The sequence below is a fragment of the Leptolyngbya sp. GB1-A1 genome, from assembly GCF_039962475.1.
GTDB lineage: Bacteria > Cyanobacteriota > Cyanobacteriia > Elainellales > Elainellaceae > Leptolyngbya_A.
This window is the reverse complement of the sequence record NZ_JAMPLI010000010.1, coordinates 48,696-73,741: the sequence shown is the minus strand read 5'-3', so window position 1 is coordinate 73,741 and position 25,046 is coordinate 48,696. Positions and strand designations below refer to the sequence as shown.

Sequence of the window (25,046 nt, the reverse complement as noted above, 5' to 3'; positions counted from 1 at the left end):
CTCCCATCCCCTCATCTCCCCATCCCCCCTCATCTCCCACCCCTCACCCCCATTCCCTGCTATAACTAAAAACATCCCAATGGAGAACGATCAATGACGATCATCGCTGTGGTGGATTACGACATGGGCAACCTGCACTCTGCCTGCAAAGGCTTAGAGCGAGCAGGCGCAACGCCTCTGATCACAGACTCAGTGAAAGACCTGGAGCGGGCAGATGGGGTGGTGCTGCCGGGTGTGGGTGCGTTTGATCCAGCCATTCAGCATCTTCGATCGCGTGACCTGATCCAACCCATTCGCGACATCATTGCCAGCGGCAAGCCATTTTTGGGAATTTGTCTGGGGCTGCAAATTCTGCTGGAAGGCAGTGAAGAAGGGCGAGAACCGGGGATTGGCGCAGTGCGCGGCGTAGTGCGTCGATTTCAGCCAGAACCCGGGCTGACGATTCCCCACATGGGCTGGAATCAGCTTCAGTTGACGCAGCCGCAGTCGCCGCTCTGGAAAGATTTGCCGAATTCCTGGGTGTATTTCGTTCACTCTTTTTATGCTGACCCAGTGCGAAGCACTTCCCTTTCTGAGGGAATCGATCCTTCTGTCACAGCAGCCACCATTACCCACGGCAGCCAAACGGTGACGGCAGCCATTGCCCAGCAAAACTTGATGGCAGTTCAGTTCCACCCAGAAAAATCCTCTTCTGCCGGACTGCAAATTCTCTCGAACTTTGTTGCTTTTGTGAAACAGCAGCAGCCTGTGGGAGCAGTTTCTCGCTAGCGTTCATGTCGCTTCGGATCTACGGCAATCGTCTCCTCAAAACCTTACCGGGACAGGCAACTCGTCCGACTCCGGCACGGGTCCGAGAGGCAGTATTTAACATCTGGCAGGGCACGATCGCTGGCTGTCGCTGGCTGGATCTTTGCTCTGGCAGTGGGGCAATGGCAGCAGAGGCTCTTTGTCGCGGTGCATCGTCGGTTGTGGGCATCGAGCAGTCGAGTCGGGCTTGCGCGGTGATTCGGCAAAACTGGCAGCAGGTCGCCAAACCCGATCAGACCTTTCAGTTACTCCAAGGCGACGTGGTGCAGCGATTGCTCACCCTCAAGGGACAGCAGTTCGATCGCATCTATTTTGACCCGCCCTATGACGGCAATTTGTATGAGCCCGTGCTGCAAGCGATCGACCAGCATGATCTGCTTGCTCCAGCAGGAGAGCTAGCTGCCGAACACAATCCCAGCCGGGCAATGCCAGAAGCGATCGGCACACTGGTGCGCGACCGGCAAAAAGTCTACGGCAATACGGCAGTGAGCTTTTATCGATCGCAGGCGTAGGACATCAGCTACAGCAGCGAATTCACAAAATCGGTGAGACGCTGCATTCCCTCATGAATGGCATCCAGGCTGGCGGCATAAGAAAGGCGAATACAGTCATCTGCGCCAAAGGCAATTCCCGGCACGGCAGCAACCTGCTTTTTCTCTAGCAGCGCATCGCAGAAATCGAGCGACTTCACTCCCAGCTTGCCAATGTTGGGAAACACATAAAATGCTCCGTTGGGCGGCGGACAGGCAAAGCCAGGAATGGCATTGACATAATCTAAAACCACCTTGCGCCGCTCTGCAAAAGCATTCACCATTTCGGTCACACAGTCCTGGGAGCCTTCGTAAGCCGCGATCGCCCCATACTGAGCAAAGGTGCAAACGTTTGAAGTGCTGTGTCCCTGAAGCGTGGAAACCGCTTTGACGATCGGCAGGGGAGCTGCCAGAAAGCCAATTCGCCATCCAGTCATCGCATAGGTTTTGGCAAAGCCGCTGCTGACGATCGTTTTTTCAAACAGTTCGGGACTCACCGCGCCAATGCTGAGATGCTCCGCTCCGTCGTATAGAATCTTTTCATAGATTTCATCGGATACCACCCAAATATCATGCTGAGCCACGATCGCCGCCAGCGCCCGCACTTCTGCCGGAGCGTACACCATTCCGGTCGGGTTAGACGGCGAGTTGAGGATAAACATCCGGGTGCGCGGCGTGATTGCCTGCTGAAGCTGCTCTGGCGAGATCTTAAAGCCGCCTTCGACCGTGGTGGAGACGATCACGGGTGTGCCGCCTGCTAGCTTCACCATTTCGGGGTAGCTGACCCAGTAAGGCGCAGGAATGATCACCTCGTCGCCCGGTTCGATCAGCGTCATCAGCAGGTTAAACAGCGAGTGCTTGCCGCCATTCGTCACAACGATATTTTCCGGCTGATAGGGCAAGGCATTATCTTGCTGAAGCTTGTGAGCGATCGCTTCTCTGAGCCTCGGTTCGCCTGCCACTGCCCCATAGCGGGTTTTACCTTGCTTTAAGGCGGCTTCTGCGGCGGCTCGAATATGCGCTGGAGTATCAAAATCGGGTTCGCCTACGCTGAAGCTCAGCACGTCGATGCCTTCCCGCTTCATTGCCTTTGCTTTGGTATCGATCGCTAACGTCAGCGATGGTGTGACATCCCCAATCCGTGCTGCCAGTTTCATGCTTACCCCAAGACTCACAAAACTCTGAAGGTTAATCGCCGCGATGCGCGTTGCCAGTTTCCCCTACCGGGTCATCGACTTGCGATCGGGTCTTTTCCACTGTAATTCAATCCACCCTACTGTATTGCAAAAGCAGGTATCAGAATGTCATGCCATCGTTATATTTATTAAGCCTAAGATATTTATTCTGGTTCTTTTTCTTTAGCGAATGCCGTCCTTGCAGTACCACACCGTTTTTGTTGCCCTTGCCGATCGCGATGGCCGGCTTGTCCCCTTCTATCAAAATCTGCTTGGACAGCCTCCTGACTTAGAGCTTCCGGGCGTTTATGCCGAGTTTCAGCTTGCCGGACTGCGGCTTGGTATTTTTCAGCCCAAAACCAATCACCAATCCGAATTTGAATCGCTATCCAGCGGCAGTATGAGCCTTTGTTTTGAAGTGCCGCAGCTTGAAGTGGCGATCGATCGACTCACCGCAATCGGATATCCACCCCCCGGAACAATCACCACTGCTTCCCACGGGCGCGAAATTTATGCCTATGACCCCGCCGGAAATCGGCTAATTTTGCACGAATCTTTGCAATAAACTAAGCTTTTGCCCAATCAGATGCCATTGAATGATCGCAAGTAGTAAGTTAGTGAGAGCCTTTCCAATGTTCTTTTCGCTTACTTTTTCTCATGCTTACGTCGGGATTGTCTCTCTGCTTTGCCGTTTTCCTGACCCTGATGCTTTGGTTAGGAGCCGCTGCAAATGTGACCGCTCAAACCTTGTTTCCGGGTCCTCTGTCTTCGCCTGCGATCGCCTCAACACTGTTTCCAGATGAAATTGCAATGGCAGGAAAACCGCTCTTTCACTTTTCTGGTCAGCGTCCCGACCATTTAGGCGCTGCATCGGGTAAATTCACCCCCTGCCCTGCCACGCCAAACTGCGTTAACAGCCAGACTACTCCCACCGATCAGGAGCATTTTATTCAGCCGATCGCCGTTCGCTCTAACCCCAGCCAAGCAATGGCAACGCTGAAGAACGTGATTCAAGCCCTCGATCGCACCGAAATCATCGCTGATTCACCCGGCTATCTTTACGCTGAGTTTACCAGTGCCCTGATGGGCTTTGTGGATGACGTCGAATTTGCGATCGACCCAGCAGCAAGGGTGATTAATGTGCGCTCTGCTTCTCGTCTGGGCGAGTCTGACCTGGGCGTTAATCGCAAGCGCATTGAAACGATCCGGGCGAAGTTTGCACAGCTAGAAGCGAATTCTCCTAGCTAAATCCAGCAAGTACCAGCACCGCGGCTGCGACCAGCGCCAGAATCGTCAATACTCGCCCCGCATTCGGACTGCCTTTCCAGGAGTAATTTTTATCTTTCATCAGGTTATTCCTGCCCGTTAACGTGCTGCCTTGGATTTGCCTTATTTTCCCACGTTTGCCCTACTTGTCTTCTGCTTCAAGAAGGACTACCTGCTCTAGGCAAAGCCCTTTCTAATGGAAACCTCACTGCACTCCGAAGACAAGGTGATCGCGCGGTGACGAAGATCACACCAAAGGATGATTACGATCCTGTTACCCGCGCTTGTAGAACTGCATACTGTAGAAGACTCAACTCTAGCCGAGTCATCAACAGGGAACACACGACTTGCCGACAGCTTCTTTTTGGACTGTCGGTTTTTTGTTGGCTAACTTTGCAACCTTGTATTCCCAAATTTCCCCCCTCGTTATCTGCCAATCTCCAGCCATCCCCTCCCAATTCCCCCTTTGGCAGTTGGACGATCGCCCTTAGATGCCTTAAGATACAGTCTTTGCAAAGAGAAATTCTTATCCGACTGAGCGCACCCCCACGCAAGACTCATGGCTAGTGATGATCAAATGGATCTGTTTAACCTGGCGGGAATGGCTCCTGCCGCAGATTCGGCTCCGGCTGCTAACTTTAACCCTGATCTAATTCCCACCGATGTCAAAGTTCCGATTCCATCTGGGATCTATCGCTCAATGGAGCAGATCTCAGAGCACTGCAATCGGTGTCATCGCTGCGAACTGGGCAAAAATCGAACCCATGCAGTCGTGGGGCGAGGCAATGATAAGGCTCCGATCCTGATTGTGGGAGAAGGTCCGGGGCAAACCGAGGATGAAACCGGACTGGCGTTTGTAGGAAAAGCAGGACAGCTCCTGGACAAAATTCTGGCATCGGTGCAGATCACCGAAGACGACTACTTTGTAAGCAATATCGTCAAGTGCCGTCCTCCCGACAACCGAACTCCAACCGTGCAGGAAATGGATGCCTGCCGTCCGTATTTGATGGAGCAGATTCGCATGATCGACCCCAAGATTATTCTGCTGTTGGGAGCGGCATCAGTGCGGGGGATAACGGGCGACAAGCGCGGCATTACCAAGATTCGCGGGCAGTGGATTGAGTGGGACAATCGGCTCTGTATGCCCATGCTGCATCCGGCGTACCTGCTGCGAAACCCTTCCCGGGATAAGGGCAGCCCCAAGTGGCTTACCTGGCAAGATATTCAAACCGTGCGATCGAAGCTCGACGAAATTCGACAGGAAATGAGTTAATCCGATCGCCAGGAAACCTGATAGAGTAAGGCAGCCTGCGGGAACGATAGCCAAATCAGGGAGCCATTTTCGCTCCCGGGACTTCCACTAACGCTTAATAAGCACACCAAAAGAAGCACACCAAAACTCTGAGCCAGCTTTTGCAGGGCAGTAGAATCTACGATCGCTCAGCGGTTTGCTTAGGCGTACTGTTTGATACTGGCATTGGTTGATGGTGGCATCGGGAATGCTTAGCGATGCGAAGCCGTTTTTCCTTCTGGGCAATCAGAACATTTCCTGAGCGTCCAACCTTGAAATGCATCTATTCTCTAGTTTTGAGCCGGACTCGCCCCATGACTTAACTGCGACTTGACAGGGACTACAATCGTAGCCTTTAATCTATTTTGCTCTTGATGAATCGCCCTGCTAACTGAGCCGTTAGGAGCGCGACAGCACAGTATTTTCCATAATCAGGATGTGATTTTATGACACCCACCGAAACGCCCGTGGCGGCTGATTCTGCTGCGACCCTTTCTTCTGCCACGGTTCCTGCTGTAACTTCTCCTCTAGCCCCTGCTGCACCTGCGACTGTGATTGAAGCTGCAAGCGTTGAAGCCACCCCAATTCAGTCTTCTGCCTACCGCGATCGCCTTAATCCCTGGTGCGTGGTACGCCTGTCGGAGCAAGCTCCGATGACGGTGGCTCGCTTCCGTCGTCGTCCCGATGCCGAGGCACATTTGCGGCTGCTGAGCCAGGCAAAACGCGATAATTTTGCGATCGTGTTTAACAATCCTTCCGAGATTGTCCCTGAGTAAAATTGTTACTGAGTAAAACTATCACTGAGTAAAAACGCTAGGTGCGCCTCACTGTTGCCCCGATCGCTGAAGTGGTTTTAAGCCACACTAACGCGATCGGGGTTTGCTTTGTCGCTGATTCAATACTCCCTTCTAGGGATAAACGCTTCCGGCTTCACAATCCCTCAACCATAGCCGAATTGCCTGAGCAATCACCCCCTGACTGCTATCTTGAGGCGGCGTAGGAGGTTCGGGGTTTACCGGATCAGGCGCATGACCAATCGCAGACTGCATTAGAACTAATCGCCAGCCCACCCGCGTCTGCGTGAGAAATAGCCAGTGGAAGACTTGCAGGTTGACGGGGCGATCGTGAATGTACAGTCGTTCTAGCGTCGTGAAAAATACCTGTGGCAGGTCGCTCTCGGTCGCGGGCAAATATTCTCCCGGTCCCTGAGTCAACGGCTCATACTCAGCGCGACCCGCAAGCAGCACATAGGTCGCACTATCCGCTGGATCGTCTGATAGGGCAGCCCGTTGACTGACACGATTGGCATAGCCGGGCAAATCCCGCAGCATTGGGGAAATGAGTTCTGATAAGCGGGTAGGGCAGGTAGCACGAGGACGAATATAACTGGAAGCTGCAATTCTTTCGCTCACGTCACTTTGATCGATCGCCATAAGTGGACGTGATGCAGCCAGCGCGATCGGGGACTGAAGCACTCCATTGCTCAAACCCACGATCGCCCCTACCACTTTAGTAATCCAGCCCGATCGCTTCAGCATTCGGTTGTCTGCGTTCATTTCCTTGATCAATTCAGCCCAATTCCTCGCAGATCCGCGCAAAAGCAGCAACGGGATCATCGGCAGCCGTAATCGGACGACCAATCACTAGATAATTTGCTCCTGCTTTCAGTGCCTCTGAGGGGGTGAGCGAGCGTTTTTGATCCCCGGCTTCTGCCCAAGTCGGACGAACGCCCGGGGTCACCAGTAGAAAGTCTTCGCCGCAAACCGATCGAAGTTGGCTTGCCTCCTGGGGCGAACACACTGCCCCCGCCAGACCGCTTTCCTTTGCCAGTAATGCCATCTGAAGCGCGTAGTCGTTTAGCTCCAGCGGAATCTTTAGCTCGAATGCCAGTGCCCGTGGCGTAATGCTGGTCAGCAGCGTAATCGCGATCAGATTCGGCGGCGAACACCCAGCAGCTTCGGCTCCCGCGATCGCGGCTTGTTGTGCCTTCTGGAGGGCAATTTCCCCGGCAGCAGCATGAACCGTGAGCAAATCAACGCCATATTGAGCAGCCGATCGACAGGCTCCTGCCATCGTGTTTGGAATATCGTGAAACTTCAAATCCAAGAAGATGCGCTTTTGTCGAGCCTTGAGCTGCTGGAGCACTGTACCGCCCGTGCTGACAAACAGTTCCAAACCCACTTTCCAGAAGGTGACCTTTGGCAGGCGATCGACCAAAGCCAGAGCCTCTTTCTCGGTGGGCACATCCAGGGGAACAATAATGCGATCGGCAGGAGACAGATGAAGCATTGCGGCAGACCCTAAGCGACCAGACGAACAAACTTGCGCTTGCCGACCTGCAAAATCTTACCGTTCAGTTCCTCCGGCTGGTTGAAGGTCAGATCCACATTGTCGATCGGCTGTCCGTCGAGCTTGACTGCTTTGCCCTGAATCTGGCGGCGGGCTTCAGAGCTGCTGCTGCAGAGTTTAGTTGCACTGAGCAGGTAAAACAGCTTGACCGGAAACTGCATCAAGGCGATCGAAAATTCCTCTGCATTCGCCGCTTCAGCAACGTTTCCGCCCGCAACCGCACTCGCCGCCTGTTGTGCGTTCTGGGCAGCTTCCGCTCCATGGTATTGGGTCACGACTTCCAGAGCAAGGTTAATCTGGCGATCGCGAGGCTGTTCGGGAAGCTGATCCAGCGGCAGGTTCGTCAGCAGCTCGTAGTAGTTCGTGAGCTGACTATCGGCAACCTTTTGCAGCTTGTTGTACATCTCCTGCGCCGACTCGTTCAAGCCCACATAGTTGCCCAGGGATTTCGACATTTTCTGCACCCCGTCTATACCAATCAAAATCGGCATCAGCAGACCGAACTGGGGACGCTGCCCAAAATGACGCTGCAAATCGCGCCCAACCGCCAGGTTAAATTTCTGATCGGTTCCGCCCAGCTCCACGTCTGCTTCGACTGCCACCGAGTCGTATCCCTGCATCAGCGGATAGAGAAACTCGTGCAGGTAGATCGGCGTCTGTTTTTCGTAGCGTTCGGCGAAGCCTTCTTTTGCCAGCATTTGTCCTACCGTCATCGTTGCCAGCAAATCCTGAATCTTGTCCAAATGCAGTTTGGACAGCCACTCGGAGTTATAGCGAATTTCCAGCTTTTCCGGGCTAAAGTCGAGAATGGGGCGCACTTGGTCGAGGTAGGTCTGGGCGTTTTGAGCTACCTGTTCCGCCGTAAGCTGCTTACGGACTTCCGATTTTCCCGTCGGATCGCCAATCCGGGCAGTAAAATCGCCGATAATCAAAACGGCTTTGTGTCCGGCATCCTGAAACGATCGCAATTTGCGGAAGACAATACTATGCCCCAAATGGATATCGCTGCCCGTCGGGTCGATGCCAAATTTGATTCGTAAGGGGCGATCGGCTTGCAGAATGCGCTGGGTAATATTTTCGTTCGGATCGGTGGAGTCTGGCTGATTGGGGAAAACTTCGCTTGTGCCGCGCCAGAGCCAGGAAAAAGAGGATTTGGAGGAGTCGATCGAGTGTTCAGCAGGCATAGGCGGCAAGATTTAACGAAAACAGAGTCTTCCAGGAAGAAAGACGTGGTCAAGATAAAACAAGATTGGTTACACTTCCAGCATTAGCCTCTGCCAGAAGGGTCACTCGCTACGCTATAAATGGGCAACCAGACTACTATAATTGCAAAATTCTAGGGAAATAACACGACTGTGTCTTCCAACACCGCTAAACCGAACCCGGTCAATCCGCGAAAAAGCGCGAAGAAGCCCCATCGAGCAGGCAAGTCTTCTCCTGTCCTGCAATACCTTCAGGGAGTTGCTCAAGTCAGTGCAGGGACACTGCTGGCGCTCACGATGCTCTCCAGTTCGGTCGTGGCGGGAGGACTGGTCGGGCTGGCGTTGAGCTTTCGCAACCTGCCAGATGTACGCGTCCTGCGGAACTATGTGCCTTCTGAAACCAGCTATATCTACGACATGAAGGGGGGGCTACTTGCCAGTCTGCACGGCGAAGCCAACCGGGAAGTCGTTGACCTGGATAAAATTTCCCCCCAACTGAAGCGGGCTGTGCTGGCGATCGAAGACAGCTATTACTTCTCGCATCATGGCATTAATCCCCCCAGCGTTGCCCGTGCCTTTCTCGCCAACCTGGAAGAAGGGCGAACCGTGGAAGGCGGCTCCACCGTCACCATGCAGCTTGTAAAAAACCTCTTCCTCGACCCGCGCCGCACGATCAACCGTAAGGTGGCAGAAGCAGTGCTGGCTTTACGGCTAGAGCAGGTGTTTACCAAAGACCAGATTCTCGAAATGTATCTGAATCAGGTTTACTGGGGGCACAACAACTATGGGGTTGAAACGGCAGCAATGAGCTATTTCAACAAACATGCCTCAGAGCTGACCCTGGGAGAGTCTGCAATGATGGCAGGGCTGATCCAGGCTCCCGAAGACTACAGCCCGTTTGTTGATTTGCAGCTTGCCAAGCAGCGGCAGGCAACAGTACTAAACCGAATGCGCGGCTTGGGCTGGATTACCGCTGCAGAAATGAAGGCAGCGCAGGCAGAACAAATTAAGCTCGGACAAATTACGGCATTTCGCGGCAGTCAGGCTCCCTATATCACCGATGCGGTGGGGCAGGAACTCAGCGATCGCTTTGGCAAAGATGCCGTCCTTAAAGGCGGAATGCGGATTCAAACCACAGTGGACATGAACCTTCAGCGCATCGCTGAGGAAACCGTGCGCCAGGGCATGGCTTCGATTCAGGGACAAGGCGTTTATGCCGATCAGATGTCACTGGTTGCTGTCGATCCGCGAACCCACTATGTGAAAGCAATGGTGGGCGGCATAGACTACAGCAAGAGCCAGTTCAACCGCGCCACCCAGGCACTCCGTCAGCCCGGATCAGCCTTTAAGCCGTTTGTTTACTACGCTGCCTTTGCAGCCGGACAATACGACCCCAATTCCACAATTTCTGATACGCCTGTCAGCTATCCTGATGGCGATGGCTACTACTCACCACAAAACTATGACGGCAGTTTCTACGGACCAATCTCGATTCGGCAGGCACTCGCCGTTTCGCGTAACATTCCCGCCATTCGTCTGGGTCAGTCAGTAGGGATTAACCGTGTAATTGAGATTTGCCGTACGCTGGGAATCAAGAGTCCGATGGATCCGGTAACATCGCTGCCGCTCGGTTCGGTCGATCTGACTCCGCTCGAAATGGCAGGGGCTTATGCCACGTTTGCAAGCGGCGGCTGGCAATCTCCCACAACGACGATCGTTCAAGTAACCGACAGTCAGGGCGCAGTCTTGCTGGACAACACACCCAAGCCTCAGCTTGTGCTAGACCCCTGGGCAACTGCTGCGCTGAATGACGTGATGCAAAGCGTGATCAGCAGCGGAACGGCAACCTCTGCTCGGATTGGTCGCCCGGCAGCAGGCAAGACAGGAACCACCTCCTCTGAGCGCGACATCTGGTTTGCGGGCTATGTGCCTCAGCTCTCTACGGCAATCTGGGTCGGAAACGATGACTATACCCCGATCGGGATTGGCGCAACTGGTGGAACGCTGGTGGCTCCGGTCTGGCGCAATTTCATGAACCGAGCTTTAGAAGGCGTACCTGTCGAGACCTTCAAGCCGATGTCAAACTTTACTCGTCCACAGTAGGCTTACACTCGGCCCCGATCGCGCTCCAGGTCATAAATCACTTTTTCAACGTACCAGTTTGGAGATTGACCAGGATAGCGAATCTGTGCCTGAGCCACGAGCCGGGAGGCCGCAGCGCGATCGTCATGCAGCAGGCGAACCAGCCTTTGCTGAAGCCGGGGACTGGCAGTGTGAAACTGGGTGCCCGAAGAATAATTCACAGCCCCACGATTTCTCCGGCTACGCGGCTCTAGATGCTCTTCTGCCCAGTTGGGGTGCATCTGTCGGTGAATGGCACTTAGGCCCACGCCTGTGGCAATGCTTCCAGCCAAAGCCAGCGCGAGGACAGCTTCTCGATTCACCCCGACGGGTTCTCCCGCACGATTCAAGCGAACCTCGGCAGACGTGAGAAGCACAGGTTGGGTAGCATGGGCGGCGTGATCAGCCGGATTTGCAAACAAACTTCCAAAGAGGGTGGCTGCCAGCAGCGAAACAGCAAACCCAGCGTGATTCAGGGAACGGGTTGAAACCATAGTGGGATGGAGCGACCGGAGCAAAAGACGATCGCAAGCAATGTTCTTTTATTATGAACAAATTTTGTGACGGAGGTGTGTCACTTGTGCTGCTTTAGTCAATCGCTGACCGTACCGTAAAACCCGTACCCGCTCGCAGTTTTAGCCTTTAGCCTGCTTTCACAATCGCTCCAAAATCTGCCAGAACGCGGGCATGGTTTCGCAGCAGCCCCAGCAGATTCAAACGGTTTTTGCGAATGTCGAGATTTTCGTCCATCACCAGCACGCTCTGCGAACCGTCAAAGAAATTGCTGACCACAGGCGCACTCTGACCGAGAGCCTCCACCAGCTTTTGATAATCGCGGCGATCACGGGCAGCAGTCGTTTGTGGCAAGAGTTGCATCAGCGCGTCGTAGAATGCCTGCTCAGAAGGCTGCTGAAATAACCCCGGCTGAATGACCAATTGCGGATCGAGCTGCTGCGTATCCAGGTTGCCCTGCGCTGCCAGCCGAGAAGCCCGATTGACCGTTTCGTAGATTTTATCGAGCATTCCGTTTCGGCGAATCGTCTGAAGGAACTGCGCTCGATCGCGTAAATCCAGCAAATCATGCAGGGCACGGTCGGTATATTCGGGGTCGTTTTCGCCCAGCACAGCATTAATCAGGTCATAGTCGATGGCGCGATCGTCCTCTAACAGAGTGCGGATGCGCTGTAAGAAGAAATTGCGGAGCTGAATTTGCAGGCTGTCTGCCTGGTCAATGCCTTTAGGCAGAGCGGTTTTGAGGAGATGGATGACCTGCCCAATCAGGCGATCGAGATCGATCGATAGGTTTGCCGCCCAGATAATATTTACGATCGCGGTGGCAGCCCGCCGCAACGCAAATGGATCAGCAGAACCTGTTGGAATTTGCCCGATGCTAAAAATGCTTACCAGCGTATCCATTCGGTCTGCCAGCCCCACGACTTGACCCAGCAGCGATATCGGCAGGCGATCGGCTGCACTGCGCGGCAGGTAATGCTCGTAAATTGCCTTCGCAACAGCAATCGGCTCTCCGCTGACCAAGGCATATTTTTCGCCCATCACCCCCTGCAATTCAGGGAACTCACCCACCATTTGCGTCACCAGATCAGCTTTGCACAGCAGGGCAGCCCGTTGAACACTCGCCCGATCGGATTCGCTCACTCCAAGCTGATCGGCAATGGCAGCGGCAATTTGCACAATTCGATCGACCTTCTGGCGCACCGAACCAAGCTGTTCCTGAAAAGTGACGGTTTCTAACCGGGGCAGATAGGCTTCTAGAGGCTGTTTGCGATCGACATCAAAGAAATATTTGCCGTCCGAGAGCCTTGCCCGAATCACGCGCCCATTTCCGGCAGCGATAATATCTGCTTTTTGCGGGTCGCCATTGGAAATCGTAATAAAGTAGGGCAGCAAATCAGACGATTCCTCAGACTTCAGCACCGGGAAATATCGCTGATGGCTTTCCATCTCGGTTACGATAACTTCTGCCGGAAGCTCTAGAAATGCTGCGTCAAATTTGCCGACCACTGCAGTGGGATACTCCACTAGATCGCGCACTTCTTCCAGCAGACCTGGATCGATCGAGGCATACCCTCCCACGGACTGAGCCACCGCCTGTGCCTGATCCTGAATTTTGATTTCACGCTGCGTCGAGTCTACCTCGACAAAAGCATCTCGCAAGCTAGACACATACGATTCTGCCTGACTAAGGCTAATGGGCTCAGGATGCAGCACCCGATGCCCCTGAGAAATTCGATCGCTTGTGTAAGTTTCGGAGCCATTTACGAGCGTAAGCGGCAAAACGGCATCGTTCAACAAGGCAACCAGCCAGCGAATTGGACGAGGAAAGCGCAAATCGCCATCGCCCCAGCGCATAAACCGCTTGCCTTCTAACCCAGAAATCCATTGCGGCACGAGTTCGGTCAGCACCTCGGCGGTTGGACGACCCGCGATCTTTTGCTGCACAAACACAAACTCGCCTTTGTCGGTCGATCGAATTTCTAGTGCAGACAGATCCACCCCCCGCGATCGCGCAAATCCCTCAGCCGCCTTGGTGGGCTTGCCGTCTTTAAAAGCTACCTGAGCCGCCGGACCCTTAATTTCTTCTTCGCGGTCGGGTTGCTGGGCGGGCAGTCCTTTCACCAGAACCGCCAAACGGCGCGGTGTCGCGTAAACTTCAACGGCATCGAACCCCAAAAACACTTCCGTCAGGCTTGCGGGAACGATCGATCGCCACTGAGTCAGCGCGTCGTTCACAAAACTAGCGGGTAATTCCTCGGTTCCAACTTCCAACAAAAACGATGTCATAGCTCCCACTCGCCCAAACAGACACGGTCAGCCTAAAAGCCAATTTTTCTAGTTTAACCTGCTCTGTCCACTTGAACCTTGCCGTAGCGCAGTAATTCGGCAGAGCAAAGTAAAATAGCCCCGATCGCCCCAGGGCAGAAGTGGGCAAAGCAATCTTTTGATATTGACCTGAGATTGAAGCGATCGATCCAAATTTGACTTGAATCAACCCTAACCTGAACTTTTAGAAGCGGGCACCGGGAATCGAACCCGGATCAATAGCTTGGAAGGCTATGGTTTTACCACTAAACTATGCCCGCAGGAGCCTTTTCAAGGCTTACGTTCAAATCTTGATCAGAGCCTAAATGCCGAATCAAAGTCGATTAAAGACTTGATTTGAAACTCTGCATTCGTAAAGTCACGTGCGATCACCGTTTCATCAATTGCAGGAAGACCCGCAATATCAGGAAAGCAAGACTTGAAAACAGTCTGTATCGCACGATTTCCAATCTTAAACAACCTGCTGCATTTTTGCAACTCTTTTCTGCGCGGTTTTGGATAAAGCTTTTTCGAATGACTGGTTTTCCACTACAAAGATTTTGTAAAGCTTGCGGATAAGCAGGGGCAACCCTGGAAAAACTTTTATAGTCTCAGTAGGGTCTTTTGCCAGTCACTCTGGGCTGAGCATTGGCTTGTGGTTGGTCATCGATCCAGGATTTTATGAAGCAGAGGAATATGCCTTGATGATTTTTGGCTGTTTCTCCTAGTTTTTGGATGCCGATTCGATCGCGCACCCCTTCACTGCTCCAGGTAGAGCCTTAACTTCTCCAGCAGAGTAATGATGCACTTGATGATATGGTGAGAAGCATTGTTTCTAAAATTCTTCAATCTGGCAGATTTGCAGTCTGGAACGATCGCATCTGTCTGTTTTTTCCTGCGGTTCAGCCAGTGTTCCTGATTGAGTTGGTGTGCAGTCCTGTCTTTACTGCTTCTCCTTAAGAGATTACAAGAACGAGATAACAGAATTTTTTACTGAATTATATTGCTCCAAAAAGGGCACATTAACGCCTGATAAAGGATGTTGACCAGGCAATGACTGGTTTGTGTATCCTTGCTTTTTGGTTTGTTGCTATCGGCATCTGTTCGGTTCGCTCATGCTAACAGTCCTCTCCGCTCTTTCCCTCGCGCAAATTATTGCCCCTCGTCCTGGGGTTCCTGTTATTCCCCCCACTGAAATTAGAAGATCCCCTGCCGCCCCCATTCAACCGCCTCCAACCATTCCCCAGCTGCCGCTGAATCCTCGTCCGATCGAAGGTCCGATCGAGATTGTGCAGGGGCAGGAAGTCCGTCCACTTCCAGGGCAGCTTGATGACACCCCTGTATTTAACAGCAATAGTCCAGAGCTGATTCAAACTGAGGGGATTTTGCTTTCGACCTTTTCTCCCACGGGGATGAGAAGTCCAGCCGCCCACCTGAACTATCCATTTCAGGGGCGATTTGATATCTTTGCCCATCACATTGCCAGGGGCACCACGCCTGACGACGTGCGAACCCTTTATGTGGGAATTCTGATCGCCAATCCCAGCAGGCAGCCCGTCAAAATTGAGATTGGGCAGGGAGCTAGCTACCTGAGTCAGGAGGCTCCTTTCCTCGACTTGCCCGCTTATGTGGCGAACCCGATGGGAACCGTCTTTGCAGGACCAGGTAGCCGCACCACCAACGATGTGCTGCGAGGGCAGAGACAGACGCACTGGCCCACTCAAATTACCATTCCGCCTGGGGGAACCTATCTTCTGGCAAACGTGCCGATTCCGCTGCGGCGATTAACCGTGGCAACCAACGGCACACTGCCCCCTGGCTACATTATTCCCGGCTTACCCGCCCCTCCCGCTGCATCCGAAGAAGCGCAGACCGATCCAGAAGGCAATCCGGTAGCGCGTCCGCTGGCGACCGGTATCAGCACAAACAACGCGGCCGCGGTCAGTCGTCCGCCTGTGCGAGATAATCGTCCGCTCCCTAGCAATGGTCGAACGATTCTGATGCAGTTAAACAGCAATGGACCTGTTTATGTCGCCAGCCTTGCGATGTACGCACCCCAAATTACAAGAGGGGTAGAACGAGTTCCGACTCAGGTGGAATGGGAAAATTTGCTGAGGAACGGAACGTTTGCGGGTCCGCGTGATCGAATTCCGACGCCGCCCAATAGCCGATCGTTTACACGATTCTTCTACGGCCGAGTGGCAGGTGTTTCGCAGGGGACGCAGTGGACTGCAACAGCGACTGATAACTCCTCGGTAGACTATCTCAGCATTCCGCAGCCGGGACGGGCTTTTTCCTATGTCCTCAGCACGGTCGATCGCAATACGTTTGGCACAGGGCAGATTCAAAGTGCCCCGATGCTGGTACGCTACCCGGACACGGCTTATCGGGCCCATGGCAACTATGGCGTGCAGTACAACGTGACGCTGCCGCTGCAAAACAATACCGACACGACACAGCAAGTTGCCGTGATGATGCAAACTCCGATGCAGGACGAGCGACAGCGCGATGGGTTACGGTTCCGCAATCCGCCCTATGATCAGATCTTTTTCCGGGGGACGGTGCGGATTCGCTTCATTAACGACTTTGGCATTCCCCAGACTCGCTATATGCACCTTGTGCAGCGACGCGGACAGGAAGGGCAGCCGCTCATCCGAATGACAGTGCCACGCGGGGCAAGGCGACAAGTTGAGCTGCAATTTATTTATCCGCCTGACGCAACGCCTCCACAAGTCGTTACGGTAAGAACGATCGAGAATCGCAGTGTTGCTGATGCCGCCCCGTCTACGACTCCTTAGAGAGTGGTTGAGCTAGAGGGTGGTTGAGCCTTGTGCGAGGGGCTTATCGGGTGGATGAATTCCTCTGGATGAATTCCTCAACAGCAGTTCGCGAACCACCCGATCGCAAACAAACCACAAACGTACTAAAGATGGCTGTCGTTTATCTAAACTAGCTCCAGCTCGTTTTCGCGCAGGTGCACCTTAAATTTATTGTCAAACCTAACCAGAAGCGGATAGTTTGCGCTGATCGGCTTGCCATGCCATTCGTTAGCGAGTGCCATTATCTCTCCTTCCATGCCCTGAATGTCAAACGCTTGGTTACGGTGAGTGGGATTGTTGTAAACCACAACTGATTCTTTGACTCGTACACGATCGCCAACTTTCATAAACAACGTCTCAAAAAATAACCTCGCAACTGCATCCTGCACCCGAAGCGGCACAGTTTGATTTGCGTTCAAATCACTTTCCTATCTTTGCATAGGTTGATCCTGGTAATTAAGGGCACTATAAAGTCGGTTGCCCCGTCTGCTATACAGCAAACTTGACCGAATGAAGTGTAACCTGCGGATACGGAGATGCTAGGATAATGGACTGGGCAGACTCCCGCAATTGTGCTACACCATTTTGCTTCACCCTAGTTTTGCTCCATACTGGGCAAATCCAACTGAGCAATCTACTCTGGGCAAATCTACCCGGGTAAAGTATGGTTTGCTAGAATCTCTGCTGATTTTTCTTTTTGAGGGTAATGCAAGCAAGTAGTCCACCCACCCCATCAGTTCCGGCAGTTTTATCACTCCTCCCTGACCCCAATGTGCCGGAAGGAGTTTGTCCGCGTCGGACTCGTCAAGATATTGATTTGCTGCTGCTGGCGATCGAAGCTCTGGATCTAGGCGGTTCCGAAGCAATTTTAGCGGCTGCCCGACAGCTGGAGCTAAGCGACGTGATTCCGAACCGCGTGGCACTGTGGAAACTGCGAGCAACAAACCCGCTCCGACGAAACAGTCAGCGTCGTCCGCTCAGCCTTACCGAGGGCAAAGCATTAGTCGTGATTACCTGCCATCTTGCCCGTCGGCTCACGGTGCTAGTGCGGCAGCTTATGTTTGCCTACGAGCAAATGGTCGAAAAACAGTTTACTCCCGACCACCATTTGCGCTTATCGAATTACCTGGAGCGGTTTCGCGCCCATTTTCGATCGCGGATGAACCCAAAACGATCGGCGGTCACGGCCTACAGCTCTGATGAAAAGCTCAACGAACTGGCACTTACCCTGCTGGGTCAGCTCCTGTTTTGTACAGGCACGGCAGGAAGCCAGCGGCTCTGGAGCAGCTTGTTTGATGGAGAAGTGTCATGACGATTCAACGGCAATATAGTTTGCCGAATTGCACCCTAGTTCTGCAAGGGGTAGGCGATCCGGCTGCTAGCGGCGGTATGGCTCATTCTTTGCTATCGATGGTTACAGGCTTTCAGTGCTATCTGGCAGGACAGGAAAAGCCGTTGTCCGGCGGGCGAGATTTGCTCAACCAGCTCATAACCACCGTGAGCGACTATGCCCAAACCTACCTCAGCGGCATTCCCCATCGATCTAAGCTTGCTAGCAATGCGGCAGGAGTTGGGCAGCGCGGCGGATCGTCAGTTCAAATTGCCCAGGTCAGTCCTACGCTGCATCGCCTTTTGGTTCAGCCGCAGGAAGTTCACGTTGATAGCCCCGTCAATCCCACGGCTGCCCAGTTTGACCTGACCACCACTCAGTTTTTTGATCTGGTTGAGGCGATCGACCAAATGCTAGCAGATGGTCAAACGCTGCCCGATCTGACGCTGAATCTATCGCCGCTCCCGAAACGACAGGCTGCGGTGCAAAAACCTGCGACTCAGCAAACCGTGCCTGCCTTGCTAGGGATTGCGGGACTGGCTGCTGCTGCCGCCGCGCTGTTCTTTGTGCCAATTCCCGAAGTGCGCCGACCGGAGCCTGTGCCGAACGCCACCAGCCAAACGCAGCCCGGAGCCTCGCCTGCTGCCAGCCCTTCTCCCGGCAGTTCCCCTGCCCCAACCGAGTCGCCTTCGCCTGAGGCAACTAACAGCCCGACCGAATCTTCGCCGATCGCTTCTCCTGTTGAGTCGCCTGCCGCAAACGCCAGTGCCGGAGCCGCTACGGAATCTGCAAATGCAGCAACCAATCCAGCGGCAGCTGCCATTCTCACAAACCGACCTGAGATTACAGAGCCAATCGAGCTTGAGCGGCTGCAAGTTGCCCTGTACGATCGCCTCGATCGCGCCTGGAGAACTGAGCCAACTTTCAAAGAAGCGTTAATTTACCGGGTCGGGGTTTCCCCGTCAGGAGAAGTGCTGGGCTTTAGGTTTGCCAATGACCCTGCACTCAACTTTGTTAACGAAACGCCCCTGGTCGATCTACGCTATCCCCCCAACGAGGCAAACAGCCAGGAACCGCTGGCTCAGTTTCGCGTGGTGTTTCAACCGGATGGTGTGCTGGAGGTAAGCCCGTGGAATGGACAGGCAGAAGTCTTACCCTCACCTTCGCCCTCGCCCTGATCGGATATTTGAGCAGGGGCAGAATCTAGAGCAGAATCAAGGATGAACGTACGCCTGTGGTCCTGCCCAAATGCTGTTGACCGTTTGCCCGAACACGATCGGCTGATCTTGAGCCATCTGGCGGGTTTGACCGCTTGCATCGACCGCATAGAGCAACCATTCGGGATCGCCCAAATTGCCTGCTCGAAAGAGCACCTGATTAGGATCAGTCTGGCTCCAGCCCAGCAGCACGGCATTGCTGTAGTCTACCTGGGTTGGGGCGATCGTGCGGGTCAGGTTAGACGATCGATGCCAGACAACGGCAAAATCAGACGCAATATCGCTGCCAAAAATCGACTCAAACTCACGGGCAAGCACGCGATCGCCCGACTCAGACCAGGCAACCGGAATCAGAATGGCAATGCGCCCTGCCTCTTCTGGCTCAGCTTCTGCCATAAATGGGTTATCGGCAAACGGGGAAGAAGCGGTAATTGTGTGCAGATCACCCGTTTTCAAATTCTCAAGGAACAGAACGCTTGCCACTCGGCTCTGAGTGAAGTGCGTTCCCAGTTCCACCTGAATCCGGCTGTAAGCGGCGTACTCTCCGTCGGGCGAAATCAGGGAAGGACTGCGGTAGTAGCGAAATCGCGGCGTTGCGTCTGCTTTTGCTTCGGTCAGCACTGCCATAATCCAGCTCCAGGGAACCGGATAAGGACTATCGAGCGGGTCAAGCTGCACAGGGGTCATGGAATTATCGGTGTGAGGAGGATGGTCAGACTGGGGAACAGAAGTATCGGTAAAAAGCGGAGCGTGATTTCCCGATTGGTCAGTTGTGAAACCAACCGTGGAAATCGAAGCAGAAGTCGAGGTAGAAGTCGAAATCGAGTCAAAAACTGAGCGAGATAAAGCCCAGCGCGAACCTGCACCCCACACGGCACACGATAGCAAAAGTACTGACAAACACAGCCGGGACGGGCATTGCGCCGATCCCGTAGGAAGCCGTGAAACCATAGAAGTAGCCTCTGGACGACGGTAATTGAAACAGTGCGCCCAAACAGCAAAAGCTTTCTACTTCCATGTATAGCAAGGGATTACCGTTCAGGATGGTTTGCTTAGAAAATCTTTCAACTTGCCTTAATGTTGCGAAATACAGCTTTGCTACGGGCTGCTCAATCCTCAGCGATGATTCATTTCACCTCGATTACAGGTATTATTCCCGGAAAGTTTATTTTTAGCGCGAGTCCTGATCGGGAAGAAAAAACTGCCGCAAAATGCTGGACTTTGTGACCAATTGAGTTAGCATCATCAGGAATGTAAGGACGTGCATGAGGTGTGTATGACGCAATCCCCCTCGACTTCTCCCTCTAACACCGCAGAGCCAGTGCAAAGCAGTTCGACCGGGGTCAATGAGCCAATTCCCCCGCAGGCAGCACTGCTTGACCCGCCAGCAAAAACAGTCGTCGCGAAACCTCGTAAGCGCGGGTCAGCCCTGGTTTGGCTATTTCGGCTGATGCTGCTGGGCACAGGCGGGAGCTTTGCGGTGATTGCAGGCGTGGCGATCGCTCATTTTTATCCGGCTCAAACGCAGGAAATGCCCTTTGTCGAGCGGTTGCTGAATAGCTCGGAGACCCTGCTGAGACAGATTGAGCGATTGCCCCAGACCTGGCAGGGCAAGACTGCTTCGCCTGATACCTCGATCGTCGCTGGCAATTCGCCTGCCGCGAGTCCTGCTCCTGCAACAACCACCGTAACCGATGCGGCTGCACTGCCCCTGGCCAATGCCGATCGTCAAAAGCTGCAAACCGAACTCACCAAGCTTGAGCAGGAGCTAGACCGGATTAGCGATCGCGCCACTACAATTGAAAATCGCCTGGGAACGCCGAATCGCAGCAGCGATATTACCGCCCGGCTTCAGGCAATTCAGCAGCAGCTTAATCCGGGTGTTTCCCGTTCGACTGCCAGCCCCAATCCAGCAACAGCTGTTCCTCCGGCAGCAACCAGTACGGTGTCTCAGGACGATCGGCTAATGGTGACGCTGCCCAGTGATGCTTTATTTGAGTCAGACCAGACGACGCTGAAGCCGGGAACCGATGCGATTTTAAACAGCATTGTCAGTGACCTTAAGCAGTATTCAGGCGCGACGATTCGCGTGACTGCCCATCTGGATGCTCAAAGCACCGAAGCTGCCGATCGAGAGCGATCGTTTCAACAGGCAAAGGCGATCGAGCAGTATCTGGGAGGTCAGCTCAAGGAGGGCTATCACTGGCTGGTCGAAGGCTATGGGCACAGTCGCCCGATTTCAGCCAACGATACGCCAATCAATCGCCAGCGCAATCGCCGAATTGAAATTATTATCGAGCCAAAATAAATCAAACCCGAAGTCTATCCCATTAGAAGTTCGGCAACTCAATCGTTCAGCAGCATGATTCGGCGTGATTGCGATCGCCTGCTTTTTTCCTGTGGTCTCCTATGAAAATTATCTTTTTTGGAACTCCTCAGTTTGCCGTGCCCAGCCTGGAACGGTTGGTTCGTCATGAGGCGATCGAGGTGTTGGGCGTGGTGACGCAGCCCGATAAGCGACGGGGACGCGGCAATGAGGTCACGCCTTCTCCGGTGAAAGCTCTGGCGATCGAGCAGGGGCTAACGGTGTGGCAGCCGCAGCGCATCAAAAAAGATGAAACGGTGCTGCAAACTTTGCGTCAGGCAGGGGCAGATGCTTTTATGGTCGTGGCATACGGTCAGATTTTGTCACAGGAAATTCTTGATATGCCGCGTCTGGGCTGCATCAATGCCCACGGGTCGATTTTGCCGAAGTATCGCGGAGCTGCGCCGATTCAGTGGAGCCTTTATCACGGCGAAGCAGAAACCGGAATTACCACGATGCTGATGGACGCGGGAATGGACACAGGCGCGATGCTGCTCAAGTCTGTGACGCCGATCGCCCTTAGCGACCATGCCCTCGACCTGGCAAAAACCCTGTCCTTTGATGCGGCGACGCTGCTAGTAAACACACTGTTTGGTTTGGAGCAAAACCTGATTCAGCCTGTGCCGCAGAATGATGCCGAGGCAACCTACGCGCCGCTGATCAAAAAAGAAGACTATCAGCTTCACTGGACGCGATCGGCTCTGGAGCTACACAATCAGATTCGCGGCTTTTATCCGAGCTGCGTGACTCAGTTTCGAGATGCGCCCCTCAAGATTAGCGTTACTCTTCCCCTGGACTGTTCACTTTCCGTTATGCCGCCAGAACTCGGCAAGATCCAGCAGGAATGGACCCAGGCTGATGCACTGCAAGACGCGGAACCGGGAACGATCGTGGGATTGCTGAAAGGTCAGGGCGCGGTGGTGCAAACCGGGGCAGGGGTGCTGTTGCTCAAAGAGGTGCAGCCTGCCGGAAAACGATCGCAGTCCGGCTGGGATTTTGTCAACGGGATGCGGCTCCAGGTAGGCGAAAAGCTGGACAGGCTGTGAGGCGATTATCTCTCCAGGAACGTGCGAAGCAATCGGTGGGGCCGTTTGGCAAAAGCCACTTCAGGCTTCGGCGATCGTTTCATAGTGGCTGCATCCTTCACAGGGACCAGACGGATTAATCGCACACCGAATTAGCTCCGATCGCGCACTGTAGCGACAGGTCGCATCGCCAATAATCCACAGTCCATTAAACTCACTCTGCTCAGCCGGACGCTGAATGGACTGGACATAAAGGGCAATTTTTTGCAGACAGTATTTGCCTGCCTTGAACTGATAGCGATGATGACGCTCCAGCACTGCATAGGTTTTACCTTCGAGATCGAGATATGCCCCTGGCTGTGGATTCCAATTCAGGTGCAGGCTACCAAGCGATCGTTTTGGGTGGCTGAGAATCACCTCAGTGGGCAGTGATGGCTCCATAGGAAGTAAGGAAGTTAAAAAGTGTAGTGTTGCCAATCCATTATTTAAGGATGGTATCGTACCAGCCCCTCGATCGACTTCAAGCTCCATCAAATTCTCTGAAAGCTGCTGCATCGTCAAGCTAATGGACTCGCTGCATCGCGATTCACCGAACTCGAAGCTACCCAGCTACAAAAATTAAGACAGCAGGAGAACCTATCAGGAAAATCATAGGGGATGAAAAGGGATCAAGGATTATCTGCACCGAAGCATCATTAATTTGTAGATAATTTATAAATAGTTTGTAGATAGCTTATAGATGATTTGTACAGTTTTAGATTGAGTATGTAGAACTGAAAGAACGTTCGCAGTGACGATCGCGTGAACATTATTGCTTGCAAAAAAGTGTAGAAAACTGAGAGCACCGAGGCGATCGCATTCTGCCACGGCTGGCAGTTCATTAAGGGCTGAAATACCAATACCCCGCTCAATGCTTCAGCGAATGCTTTTAGACATGCGATAGGAATTCCTTTCGCAGCCGTGTTGTTTGCTCGCAGTTATGTTGTTTACTCGCAGTCGTGTTGTTTACGGATGCAGTGGAGCTACAGCGCGCTTCAAAGGCAAGGATAAGGTGAGGACAAAGCAAGGATAAAGGCAAGAAAGGAGGGCGATCGTAGCCGCGTGTCCTGCCTGTTACCCTGAAGGGGAATGTTGCTCGATTAACATCGCGATTAAGATTGGAGAATATCAGGCAGTCGGGCTGCTTGAGTGCTTTGGAGGATGCCATAATGCAACACAACAGTCATGCAGTCGTGATTGGGGGCAGTCTGTCAGGGCTGCTCATGAGTCGGGTTCTGGCAAATCATTTCGATCGCGTTACCGTCATCGAGCGCGATATTTATCCAGATGAGCCTGCCCCCCGCAAGGGAGTGCCCCACTCTCGCTTTCCCCACACACTGATGCTGCGAGGGCAACAAATCCTGGAACAGCTCTTTCCCGGACTGAAATCAGAACTGCTCGACAAGGGTGCGATCGAGCTAGACAGCATAAAAGACGTTGCCTTCCTCACACCGAACGGCTGGGCAGCCCAGCGTGACTCGGAGCTGGCACTGCTTGCCTTTAGCCGGGACTTGCTGGACTGGAGCATTCGCCGCCGATTAGCCGCTTTTTCCCAGGTGCAGTTTCTAACAGGAGCCAGCGTAACTGAACTGTTAACTGACCCGAAACGCCAAAAAATTCTGGGGGTATCGCTGCATCAACATAAAAAATTCAATCCTGAATCTAATCCTGAATCTAATCCTGAATCCAAATCTGAACTCAATTTTGAATCCAACTCTGAATCCAATCAGAATTTGTACGCGGATCTGGTTGTGGATGCCAGCGGTAAGGCTTCTCATACGCCGCAGTGGTTACGGAAACTAGGGTATGAAGCACCGCCCGAAACCGAGATTAATGCCTTTGTGGGTTATGTAGCTCGGATTTATCAGCCCCCGCCCGATTGGGATGTGAATTGGAAAATGGTGTTTATGCCCACTGCCCCCCCTCAGCAAATTCGAGGCGGAGCCATCTTTCCAATTGAAGGCGATCGCGACAATCCCCACCAGTGTCGCTGGATTGTGAGTTTAGTCGGCGGCGATCGCGATTATCCTCCGACTGATGATGCAGGATTTTTAGCGTTTGCCCGCAGTTTGCCCTCGCCTGTTTTGGCAGAGGCGATCGAGCGAGCAACCCCACTAACGCCACCTTATGCCTATTACGGCAACGAAAATCGCCAGCATTACTATGAGCAGTCCCCGCTGCCTGCCCGTTTAGTTGTCGTCGGACATGCGGCTTGCTTGCTGAATCCTACCTATGGGCAAGCCATGACCGTTGCTGCCCTTGAAGCCATGACACTGGATCAGTTTCTTCGGCACCAGGCGATCGACAAGCTCGACCAGCAAACTCACGCGCTGCAAAAACAGCTTGCCAAGGCGCATCAAGAGGCATGGACGGCTGCAATCAGCATTGACTACCGCTATCACAGCACTCAGGGCAAACCAATAAACGCTGCCACCCGGTTCACAAACTGGTACTGGGATCAGCTACTAGAACTGATCGTCGATCGCGCTAGCATTCATCACACCTTCCTGGAAGTGCTGCATTTGCTCAAACCCTCGAGCGTACTGTTGCAGCCGTCGATTTTCGGTCAAATTTTAGCGCATTCCTTTAGCAAGCGTTGGCAGCGATTTACATCGCCCTCGGAATCAGCCATTTCCACCCGTTGATTGATGCGGCTGATGGTGCAGCAAGTCCTTCCCAAAAGCGCAGAA

General features: G+C 53.3%; 23 protein-coding genes and 1 tRNA gene. 13 read left to right on the top strand and 11 right to left on the bottom strand.

What is annotated here, in order from left to right; all coding sequences use genetic code 11:
• Positions 1-93: 93 nt before the first annotated feature.
• Positions 94-768, top strand: coding sequence for an imidazole glycerol phosphate synthase subunit HisH (gene hisH / locus NDI45_RS12600; RefSeq protein WP_190792834.1), 675 nt, complete (start codon positions 94-96; stop codon positions 766-768).
• A gap of 5 nt (positions 769-773) precedes the next feature.
• The gene (gene rsmD / locus NDI45_RS12595; protein ID WP_348247528.1) at positions 774-1,319 is read left to right on the top strand and encodes a 16S rRNA (guanine(966)-N(2))-methyltransferase RsmD; all 546 of its coding nucleotides are present in this window, start codon (positions 774-776) and stop codon (positions 1,317-1,319) included.
• A gap of 8 nt (positions 1,320-1,327) precedes the next feature.
• Here rsmD and NDI45_RS12590 read toward each other — a convergent pair whose 3' ends face one another.
• Complete coding sequence (locus NDI45_RS12590; RefSeq protein WP_348247527.1) at positions 1,328-2,494, bottom strand: pyridoxal phosphate-dependent aminotransferase; 1,167 nt, start codon at positions 2,492-2,494, stop codon at positions 1,328-1,330.
• Positions 2,495-2,702: 208 nt separating this feature from the next.
• Between NDI45_RS12590 and NDI45_RS12585 the strand changes: the two genes are divergently transcribed.
• The 4 genes from NDI45_RS12585 to NDI45_RS12570 all read left to right on the top strand — a co-directional run bounded on the left by NDI45_RS12585 (position 2,703) and on the right by NDI45_RS12570 (position 5,845).
• On the top strand, positions 2,703-3,077 hold the full coding sequence (locus NDI45_RS12585) for a VOC family protein (RefSeq protein ID WP_348247526.1): 375 nt from the start codon (positions 2,703-2,705) through the stop codon (positions 3,075-3,077).
• 92 nt (positions 3,078-3,169) lie between these two features.
• Positions 3,170-3,760 (top strand): DUF1499 domain-containing protein, encoded by a 591-nt coding sequence (locus tag NDI45_RS12580; RefSeq protein WP_348247525.1) that lies wholly within the window; start codon positions 3,170-3,172, stop codon positions 3,758-3,760.
• Between the two features lie 577 nt (positions 3,761-4,337).
• Complete coding sequence (locus NDI45_RS12575) at positions 4,338-5,051, top strand: uracil-DNA glycosylase (RefSeq protein ID WP_190792830.1); 714 nt, start codon at positions 4,338-4,340, stop codon at positions 5,049-5,051.
• Positions 5,052-5,515: 464 nt separating this feature from the next.
• The gene (locus NDI45_RS12570; protein ID WP_348247524.1) at positions 5,516-5,845 is read left to right on the top strand and encodes a hypothetical protein; all 330 of its coding nucleotides are present in this window, start codon (positions 5,516-5,518) and stop codon (positions 5,843-5,845) included.
• A gap of 132 nt (positions 5,846-5,977) precedes the next feature.
• On the opposite strand, the gene NDI45_RS12565 is transcribed toward NDI45_RS12570, so the two are convergent.
• From NDI45_RS12565 to tyrS, 3 genes are read right to left on the bottom strand one after another with little or no spacing between them, the layout of a single operon-like run.
• Positions 5,978-6,625: a hypothetical protein gene (locus tag NDI45_RS12565; protein ID WP_199296651.1), complete on the bottom strand. Its 648-nt coding sequence runs from the start codon at positions 6,623-6,625 to the stop codon at positions 5,978-5,980.
• Positions 6,626-6,638: 13 nt separating this feature from the next.
• On the bottom strand, positions 6,639-7,358 hold the full coding sequence (gene pyrF, locus NDI45_RS12560) for an orotidine-5'-phosphate decarboxylase (protein ID WP_190792829.1): 720 nt from the start codon (positions 7,356-7,358) through the stop codon (positions 6,639-6,641).
• Between the two features lie 11 nt (positions 7,359-7,369).
• Positions 7,370-8,602 carry a tyrosine--tRNA ligase gene (gene tyrS, locus NDI45_RS12555; RefSeq protein WP_348247523.1) on the bottom strand — a complete coding sequence of 411 codons (1,233 nt, stop codon included), beginning with the start codon at positions 8,600-8,602 and terminating at the stop codon, positions 7,370-7,372.
• Positions 8,603-8,917: 315 nt separating this feature from the next.
• On the opposite strand from tyrS, the gene NDI45_RS12550 reads away from it, so the two are divergent.
• Entirely contained in the window at positions 8,918-10,723 is a 1,806-nt protein-coding gene (locus NDI45_RS12550; protein WP_190792841.1) for a penicillin-binding protein 1A, read from the top strand.
• Between the two features lie 2 nt (positions 10,724-10,725).
• Here NDI45_RS12550 and NDI45_RS12545 read toward each other — a convergent pair whose 3' ends face one another.
• From NDI45_RS12545 to NDI45_RS12530, 4 genes are all read right to left on the bottom strand, one after another.
• On the bottom strand, positions 10,726-11,235 hold the full coding sequence (locus NDI45_RS12545) for a hypothetical protein (protein ID WP_190792827.1): 510 nt from the start codon (positions 11,233-11,235) through the stop codon (positions 10,726-10,728).
• Positions 11,236-11,383: 148 nt separating this feature from the next.
• Positions 11,384-13,543 (bottom strand): glycine--tRNA ligase subunit beta, encoded by a 2,160-nt coding sequence (glyS, locus tag NDI45_RS12540; protein ID WP_190792826.1) that lies wholly within the window; start codon positions 13,541-13,543, stop codon positions 11,384-11,386.
• Positions 13,497-13,751 carry a hypothetical protein gene (locus tag NDI45_RS12535; RefSeq protein WP_348247522.1) on the bottom strand — a complete coding sequence of 85 codons (255 nt, stop codon included), beginning with the start codon at positions 13,749-13,751 and terminating at the stop codon, positions 13,497-13,499. Before NDI45_RS12535 ends, glyS begins: the two co-directional genes overlap by 47 nt.
• A 20-nt stretch (positions 13,752-13,771) precedes the next feature.
• Positions 13,772-13,842, bottom strand: a tRNA-Gly gene (locus tag NDI45_RS12530).
• Positions 13,843-14,676: 834 nt separating this feature from the next.
• Here NDI45_RS12530 and NDI45_RS12525 point away from each other — a divergent pair.
• Complete coding sequence (locus NDI45_RS12525; protein ID WP_190792825.1) at positions 14,677-16,359, top strand: DUF3370 domain-containing protein; 1,683 nt, start codon at positions 14,677-14,679, stop codon at positions 16,357-16,359.
• 146 nt (positions 16,360-16,505) lie between these two features.
• On the opposite strand, the gene NDI45_RS12520 is transcribed toward NDI45_RS12525, so the two are convergent.
• Positions 16,506-16,727 (bottom strand): ferredoxin-thioredoxin reductase variable chain, encoded by a 222-nt coding sequence (locus NDI45_RS12520; protein WP_190792840.1) that lies wholly within the window; start codon positions 16,725-16,727, stop codon positions 16,506-16,508.
• 359 nt (positions 16,728-17,086) lie between these two features.
• Here NDI45_RS12520 and NDI45_RS12515 point away from each other — a divergent pair, with 359 nt between their 5' ends.
• Together NDI45_RS12515 and NDI45_RS12510 are read left to right on the top strand one after the other, a co-directional pair.
• Entirely contained in the window at positions 17,087-17,692 is a 606-nt protein-coding gene (locus NDI45_RS12515; protein ID WP_190792824.1) for a DUF3038 domain-containing protein, read from the top strand.
• Positions 17,689-18,888: a DUF4335 domain-containing protein gene (locus NDI45_RS12510; RefSeq protein ID WP_348247521.1), complete on the top strand. Its 1,200-nt coding sequence runs from the start codon at positions 17,689-17,691 to the stop codon at positions 18,886-18,888. Before NDI45_RS12515 ends, NDI45_RS12510 begins: the two co-directional genes overlap by 4 nt.
• Before the next feature lie 36 nt (positions 18,889-18,924).
• On the opposite strand, the gene NDI45_RS12505 is transcribed toward NDI45_RS12510, so the two are convergent.
• Entirely contained in the window at positions 18,925-19,878 is a 954-nt protein-coding gene (locus NDI45_RS12505; protein ID WP_348247520.1) for a hypothetical protein, read from the bottom strand.
• Positions 19,879-20,203: 325 nt separating this feature from the next.
• Here NDI45_RS12505 and NDI45_RS12500 point away from each other — a divergent pair, with 325 nt between their 5' ends.
• The gene (locus NDI45_RS12500) at positions 20,204-21,235 is read left to right on the top strand and encodes an OmpA family protein (protein WP_348247519.1); all 1,032 of its coding nucleotides are present in this window, start codon (positions 20,204-20,206) and stop codon (positions 21,233-21,235) included.
• Positions 21,236-21,336: 101 nt separating this feature from the next.
• Positions 21,337-22,338, top strand: a complete 1,002-nt coding sequence (fmt, locus tag NDI45_RS12495; RefSeq protein ID WP_190792821.1) for a methionyl-tRNA formyltransferase — start codon at positions 21,337-21,339, stop codon at positions 22,336-22,338.
• 60 nt (positions 22,339-22,398) lie between these two features.
• On the opposite strand, the gene NDI45_RS12490 is transcribed toward fmt, so the two are convergent.
• Positions 22,399-22,758 (bottom strand): DUF6464 family protein, encoded by a 360-nt coding sequence (locus NDI45_RS12490; protein ID WP_190792820.1) that lies wholly within the window; start codon positions 22,756-22,758, stop codon positions 22,399-22,401.
• A 767-nt stretch (positions 22,759-23,525) separates the two neighbouring features.
• Between NDI45_RS12490 and NDI45_RS12485 the strand changes: the two genes are divergently transcribed.
• On the top strand, positions 23,526-25,001 hold the full coding sequence (locus tag NDI45_RS12485; RefSeq protein ID WP_348247518.1) for a 2-polyprenyl-6-methoxyphenol hydroxylase-like oxidoreductase: 1,476 nt from the start codon (positions 23,526-23,528) through the stop codon (positions 24,999-25,001).
• The last annotated feature ends 45 nt before the right edge of the window (positions 25,002-25,046 follow it).

Coding starts and splice junctions, on each gene's coding strand:
- NDI45_RS12550 (WP_190792841.1), top strand. CDS start 8,918: ATGCTCTCCAGTTCGGTCGTGGCGGGAGGACTGGTCGGGCTGGCGTTG.
- NDI45_RS12580 (WP_348247525.1), top strand. CDS start 3,170: ATGCTTACGTCGGGATTGTCTCTCTGCTTTGCCGTTTTCCTGACCCTG.
- pyrF (WP_190792829.1), bottom strand. CDS start 7,358: ATGCTTCATCTGTCTCCTGCCGATCGCATTATTGTTCCCCTGGATGTG.
- hisH (WP_190792834.1), top strand. CDS start 94: ATGACGATCATCGCTGTGGTGGATTACGACATGGGCAACCTGCACTCT.
- NDI45_RS12545 (WP_190792827.1), bottom strand. CDS start 11,235: ATGGTTTCAACCCGTTCCCTGAATCACGCTGGGTTTGCTGTTTCGCTG.
- tyrS (WP_348247523.1), bottom strand. CDS start 8,602: ATGCCTGCTGAACACTCGATCGACTCCTCCAAATCCTCTTTTTCCTGG.
- NDI45_RS12585 (WP_348247526.1), top strand. CDS start 2,703: ATGCCGTCCTTGCAGTACCACACCGTTTTTGTTGCCCTTGCCGATCGC.
- NDI45_RS12590 (WP_348247527.1), bottom strand. CDS start 2,494: ATGAAACTGGCAGCACGGATTGGGGATGTCACACCATCGCTGACGTTA.
- NDI45_RS12490 (WP_190792820.1), bottom strand. CDS start 22,758: ATGGAGCCATCACTGCCCACTGAGGTGATTCTCAGCCACCCAAAACGA.
- fmt (WP_190792821.1), top strand. CDS start 21,337: ATGAAAATTATCTTTTTTGGAACTCCTCAGTTTGCCGTGCCCAGCCTG.
- NDI45_RS12525 (WP_190792825.1), top strand. CDS start 14,677: ATGCTAACAGTCCTCTCCGCTCTTTCCCTCGCGCAAATTATTGCCCCT.
- NDI45_RS12485 (WP_348247518.1), top strand. CDS start 23,526: ATGCAACACAACAGTCATGCAGTCGTGATTGGGGGCAGTCTGTCAGGG.
- NDI45_RS12505 (WP_348247520.1), bottom strand. CDS start 19,878: ATGGTTTCACGGCTTCCTACGGGATCGGCGCAATGCCCGTCCCGGCTG.
- glyS (WP_190792826.1), bottom strand. CDS start 13,543: ATGACATCGTTTTTGTTGGAAGTTGGAACCGAGGAATTACCCGCTAGT.
- rsmD (WP_348247528.1), top strand. CDS start 774: ATGTCGCTTCGGATCTACGGCAATCGTCTCCTCAAAACCTTACCGGGA.
- NDI45_RS12575 (WP_190792830.1), top strand. CDS start 4,338: ATGGCTAGTGATGATCAAATGGATCTGTTTAACCTGGCGGGAATGGCT.
- NDI45_RS12570 (WP_348247524.1), top strand. CDS start 5,516: ATGACACCCACCGAAACGCCCGTGGCGGCTGATTCTGCTGCGACCCTT.
- NDI45_RS12500 (WP_348247519.1), top strand. CDS start 20,204: ATGACGCAATCCCCCTCGACTTCTCCCTCTAACACCGCAGAGCCAGTG.
- NDI45_RS12515 (WP_190792824.1), top strand. CDS start 17,087: ATGCAAGCAAGTAGTCCACCCACCCCATCAGTTCCGGCAGTTTTATCA.
- NDI45_RS12510 (WP_348247521.1), top strand. CDS start 17,689: ATGACGATTCAACGGCAATATAGTTTGCCGAATTGCACCCTAGTTCTG.
- NDI45_RS12565 (WP_199296651.1), bottom strand. CDS start 6,625: ATGAACGCAGACAACCGAATGCTGAAGCGATCGGGCTGGATTACTAAA.
- NDI45_RS12520 (WP_190792840.1), bottom strand. CDS start 16,727: ATGAAAGTTGGCGATCGTGTACGAGTCAAAGAATCAGTTGTGGTTTAC.